This is a genomic window from Puniceicoccus vermicola (genome assembly GCF_014230055.1).
Classification (GTDB): domain Bacteria; phylum Verrucomicrobiota; class Verrucomicrobiia; order Opitutales; family Puniceicoccaceae; genus Puniceicoccus; species Puniceicoccus vermicola.
This window is the reverse complement of the sequence record NZ_JACHVA010000041.1, coordinates 1-4,914: the sequence shown is the minus strand read 5'-3', so window position 1 is coordinate 4,914 and position 4,914 is coordinate 1. Positions and strand designations below refer to the sequence as shown.

Sequence of the window (4,914 nt, the reverse complement as noted above, 5' to 3'; positions counted from 1 at the left end):
GTCGCTTTGCCCGAGGGTTAGCTTCCGCATCGGATTCCGATGCTCCAAAACATAACGGCACCCCGCGCCCGGCGGCAACGGCCATCCGCAGGGCTTGCCTCCGTATTGAAATATCTCCGACAAGAGAAATCTTTTCTTAGTCGCCTCCCGCCACGCGCCCCCAGGGCCGCACGCTGCGCTTTGCTCTGGGAGCTTCCCCCCGCCACCCGTGGCGCGGTTGCCCCGCGCGTTGCTCGCTACGCATCGCCGCGCTGGGAAATCCCACTCCGACGCCTGACGCGTCGCCCACGGCCCGGCAAGCGGGCCATCTACGACGCTTGAGGATTACCCGGCGAAGCCGGAAGAATGGCCGGAAGCCATGCCCCGCGCTTCGCGCCTGGCACCCAATCTTCCGTCTTCGCTCTTTGAGCTACTTCGCGACAAGTGTGCCGCCTCCCCGGGCCGCTGAAAGGCGAAGAGCGGCTAAAGAGAAAAATCAGGAGGATTTGCCCTTGGCCTGCGGCGAGGGCTTGGAGACGGCGGAGGGAAGGCTGGCCGGAGGCCTTGGGGCCTGTCCGGCTTGAGCGGTAGGAGCGTAGCCGAAATTATGGGACGGCTTTTGCGGCCTCGGGCTGTAGCCGTTGGCTGCGGAAACAAGTTTTTCCGGTTTTCCCGGATTATGTTTCGAGTCGCTCATTTTGAGCCTGCGCGGACGGCTGAAACGACGGAAGCCGGGACCCGGCTGGGTCTCGGGACGATGGTCGAAGGTCGGTAGCCCTCGGAGATGTAACGTCGTTGTCTGGGTGCTTCGTTGGAAGCGGTCAGTCCTTTTGCCGGGGTTCCGGTTTTAGGCTTCTGGGTCGTTTGTGTCTGGCTCATGGGAAAGGGAAGGTTCTGCGATAAACTCGATGGTTTTGATTTCGTCGATACGAATATAAACCCCGCCGGAGTTCTCCGCAATCTCAAGTTGGCCTTTTTCGTTGGTGCGCACGGTGCTGGAAATAAACAGATCCCGTTCGTCCGGGTCGGAGGAGACATAGGATTCGGAGCCATACCAGCCCGTGACCTGGCTTTGGTCCTTGAAGGTGACGATGATCCACGAGGGTTCGGCCTTGGAGAAGACGCGGTCCCATGCGGTGGGAATGTCGTGCTGTTCGAACGGCTTGAGGTCGAAGCGTTCGATGAATTTACGCAACCATTCTTTCTGTCGGACGATTCCTGCGAAAATCCCGAGGATCACGGACAGGAGCAGGGCCAGTGAGGCGAACAGGTAAATGGAGGCGACCGGATGGGACCGGATCCATCCGGATTGCCAGCTGTGGAAGATCCACGGTCCTACGATGGCGTAAACGATAGTGCTTCGGGCGAGCAGACCAAGGGCGAAGCGTCCCCAGTCGAGTCGCTTGTCGAGATAGGCGAACTGTCCCTCGACGATCCGGAAGATGAATCCGGGCACGAGGAAGACGATGAAAAGCAGAAATCCCTTGAAGGTCTCGAGCATGGCGGGGCGGAGGTTAGGAGGCCTTGTCGATGGCCCCTTCGACCATATCGAGGATCACGCTTTGTTTCTTTCTTGGGAGAGTCCCGAGCCGTTGCACGAGCCGTTCGGCGCGAGAGGAGGGACCTCGTTTGGAGGCTTTAGTTGCGGCGATTCCGAGTAGATCGCCTTCTTCGCATTCGAGGGCTTGGGCCAGATCGGGGAGGAGAGTCAGTGGAACGCGGCGCAGGCCCCGTTCGTAATGGCCGTAACGGGCGAGTTTGAGTCCGAGGCGTTCGGCGACCTCGGCTTGGGTCAGTCCGGCGGCTTTTCGCCGGGCGATGATGCGCTTGCGAAGTTGGTCGAGAAGGTCGTCGCTCATGAAAGGAACGGGTTCATGAGTGGCGATTATATCGGAAGTTTTCATTTTTTTGGAAATAGGCCTTGATAAAAGATACGAAACGTAACAATACGTATCGTAGTTTATTTATCAACTCCGAACTTGACGCACTTTTAGAAAATGGAGGTTCAAATGACGATCACCCACGAAAACCCGCTGACCTACGCGGACCTGCTTTGTTTGGAGTGGGTCCTTGAAGACAAGATCGGCGAATGGGAATGGAGGGACGACGGACTCGACGACCTGATCGAACGTGGCCGTGGAACCTTGGAGCGCGTCCGGGAGGCGGTCCGCAACCAGGAGCGCGCCGATGAAGGAGGGAAAAGCTGATGCCACGAATCCCCGAAACCGAACTCGAAGACCTGAAACGCTCCGTGGACCTCGCGGCCCTCGTCCGCTCGAAGGGGGTGGAGCTCAAAAAGCACGGGAGCAAGGACCTCGCGGGCCTCTCGCCGTTCACGGATGAGAAGACGCCGAGCTTCATCGTGACCCCGGCGAAGAACCTGTGGCACTGCATGAGCAGCGGGCAGGGCGGGAGCGTGATCGACTTCGTGATGCATTACGACGGGGTGAGCTTCCGCCAGGCCGTCGAGCTGCTGCGCACGAAGAATCCTTCGCTCTACAAAAGCGCGGGTCCGGTGAGGAAGTCCTCCGTTCCGAAACTGCCGCCTGCGGTCGAGTTCGACGCGGACGACCAGACGCTCTTCGACCAAGTGCTCGGCTACTACGCCAAGCGGCTTCACGAAAACCCTTCGGCCATCGACTATCTGAAGAAGCGCGGTCTCTGGAACGAAGAGGCAATCGAGCGGTTCCGGATCGGCTACGCCGACCGGACGCTCGGCCTGACCCTGCCGCACAAGAACCGCAAGGACGGGGCGGAAATCCGCACCCGCTTGCAGCGGCTGGGGATTTACCGCGAGAGCGGTCACGAGCATTTTAACGGCTCGCTGGTGTTCCCCGTTATGGACGAAGGCGGGGCGGTTCGCGAAATCTACGGTCGCAAAGTCGGCAGTCAAAAGAGCGGCATCTACCACCTTTACTTGCCCGGGCCCCATGCGGGAATCTGGAACCCGGAGTGCCTGAAATCCCCCGAGATCATCCTGACCGAAAGCATCATCGATGCGCTGACCTTTTGGGTGAATGGCTTCCGGAATGTAACTTGCATCTGGGGAACGGAAGGCTTTACGGACGAACACCTCGAAGCCTTCCGGAAGCACCGGACGCAGAAGATTTATCTGGCCTACGACCGGGACAAAGCCGGGGACCGGGCTTCGGAACGGGACGCGGAGCGTCTCCAATCCCACGGAATCGAATGCTTCCGGGTCAAGTTCCCTGCCGGGATGGATTCCAACGAATACGCGCTCAAAGTCACTCCACCTGAAATGTCCCTGAAGGCGGTTCTCTCCGGTGCCGAGTGGCTTCCGCCTTCGCCAAAAGGCTACGGCGCGACAGGTGGCAAAGGGCTTGGTCACTGCGTCCCTCAAGAAGGTGAAATCCCTTTCCGTGTCAAAGATCAAGATACGCGCGCATCTTCTTCTAATCTTTTAGCTGCTAACTTAGCCGCTGACGCGGCGACCGTGGGGCAGGATATTGCTACTAAAGGAAAAAATGCTTCGGAGGACGAGCTTCGCGCCTTCGGGTCTTCGCGTGAGACTTCCCCAGCGCTGAAACTCTCTGGCGAAGACTATCTGCTCGACCTCGGCCCGCGTTCGTATCGGGTCCGGGGTCTGCAAAAGAACGGCTCGCTCGAAGTGCTCAAGGTGAACCTTCGCCTTGTCTGCGAGGATCGCTTCCACCTGGACACGCTGGACTTTTACCGCTCGAAGGACCGGGAAGCGTTCGTCCGGGCGGCCGCCTCGGAGACGACGCTGGAACCGGACCTTATCAAGCGGGACCTGGGCAAGTTGCTGCTGGCCCTCGAACAAGTGCAGGAAGAGCGCATCCGGGCAGCGACCGAGCCGCAGCCGTCCCATCCGGAAATGACCGAGGAGGAACAAGCGGAGGCCCTGGAACTCCTCCGGTCCCCGGACCTTTTGCACCGCATCCTCGCCGACTTCGAATCGTGCGGGATCGTCGGAGAATCGACGAACAAGCTGACCGGGTATCTGGCTTGCGTCTCGCGGAAGCTGGATCGGCCCTTGGCGGTGATCGTGCAGAGCACGAGCGCGGCGGGCAAATCGACGCTCATGGAATCGATCCTGGCCTTCATTCCGGAAGAGGAGCGCGTCAAATACTCGGCGATGACGGGCCAAAGCCTCTACTACCTCGGGGAGACGAACCTGAAGAACAAAATCCTCGCCATCGTCGAGGAAGAGGGAGCGGAGAAGGCGAGCTACGCCCTCAAGCTCCTGCAAAGCGAAGGGGAACTGACGATCGCGAGCACGGGCAAGGACGACCAAGGCCGCATGAAAACGGAGGAATACCACGTCGAAGGCCCGGTGATGATCTTCCTGACGACCACGGCGGTGGACATCGACGAAGAATTACTGAACCGTTGCCTCGTCCTCACCGTGGATGAATCGAGAGAGCAGACGAAAGCGATCCACGACCTGCAGCGCGAAGCCGAAACCTTCGAGGGCCTCAAACGCAAAGTCGAGCGGGACCGGATTTTGAGCGTTCACAAGAACGCGCAGCGGCTGCTCAAGCCGCTCCCGGTGGTCAATCCCTTCGCCAAGCAACTGACCTTCCTAAGCGACCGCACGAGAACGCGCCGCGATCATGTGAAATACCTGACCCTGATCCGCACGATCGCGCTTTTGCACCAGCACCAAAGGCCGCTGAAGGAGAAAGACGGCTTGGAATATATCGAGGCGACCCGTTCCGATATCGAGGAGGCCAACCGGATCGCCCACGAAGTGCTGGGCCGCTCGCTCGACGAGCTTCCGCCGCAGACGCGGAGGCTGTTGATCCTCTTGCGGGACATGGTGGACAGTCGTTGCCGCGAGGAAAAAGTGACCCCGGACGTGTGCCTGTTCAGCCGCCGCCAGGTGCGCCGCTTCACGGGCTGGACCGAGTTCCAGGTGCGCACGCACCTGAACAAGCTGCAGGAAATGGAATA

At 59.8% G+C, this 4,914-nt stretch carries 5 protein-coding genes; 2 read left to right on the top strand and 3 right to left on the bottom strand.

What is annotated here, in order from left to right:
* Window positions 1-475 precede the first annotated feature (475 nt).
* The 3 genes from H5P30_RS04280 to H5P30_RS04270 form a co-directional block, all read right to left on the bottom strand.
* Window positions 476-676 carry a hypothetical protein gene (locus H5P30_RS04280; protein WP_185691728.1) on the bottom strand — a complete coding sequence of 67 codons (201 nt, stop codon included), beginning with the start codon at window positions 674-676 and terminating at the stop codon, window positions 476-478.
* Between the two features lie 150 nt (window positions 677-826).
* A complete protein-coding gene (locus H5P30_RS04275; protein ID WP_185691727.1) occupies window positions 827-1,480 on the bottom strand; it encodes a DUF6338 family protein in 654 nt (217 codons plus the stop codon).
* Between the two features lie 13 nt (window positions 1,481-1,493).
* Window positions 1,494-1,883 carry a helix-turn-helix domain-containing protein gene (locus H5P30_RS04270; protein WP_185691726.1) on the bottom strand — a complete coding sequence of 130 codons (390 nt, stop codon included), beginning with the start codon at window positions 1,881-1,883 and terminating at the stop codon, window positions 1,494-1,496.
* A 105-nt stretch (window positions 1,884-1,988) separates the two neighbouring features.
* Between H5P30_RS04270 and H5P30_RS04265 the strand changes: the two genes are divergently transcribed.
* Complete coding sequence (locus H5P30_RS04265) at window positions 1,989-2,186, top strand: hypothetical protein (RefSeq protein ID WP_185691725.1); 198 nt, start codon at window positions 1,989-1,991, stop codon at window positions 2,184-2,186.
* The coding region (locus H5P30_RS04260; RefSeq protein WP_185691724.1) for a CHC2 zinc finger domain-containing protein at window positions 2,186-4,914 on the top strand (2,729 nt) is incomplete at its 3' end. The genes H5P30_RS04265 and H5P30_RS04260, both read left to right, overlap by 1 nt.

Bases quoted from the DNA above. Each gene is read 5' to 3' on its own strand.
- H5P30_RS04280 (WP_185691728.1), bottom strand. From the start codon at position 676: ATGAGCGACTCGAAACATAATCCGGGAAAACCGGAAAAACTTGTTTCC.
- H5P30_RS04275 (WP_185691727.1), bottom strand. From the start codon at position 1,480: ATGCTCGAGACCTTCAAGGGATTTCTGCTTTTCATCGTCTTCCTCGTG.
- H5P30_RS04270 (WP_185691726.1), bottom strand. From the start codon at position 1,883: ATGAAAACTTCCGATATAATCGCCACTCATGAACCCGTTCCTTTCATG.
- H5P30_RS04265 (WP_185691725.1), top strand. From the start codon at position 1,989: ATGACGATCACCCACGAAAACCCGCTGACCTACGCGGACCTGCTTTGT.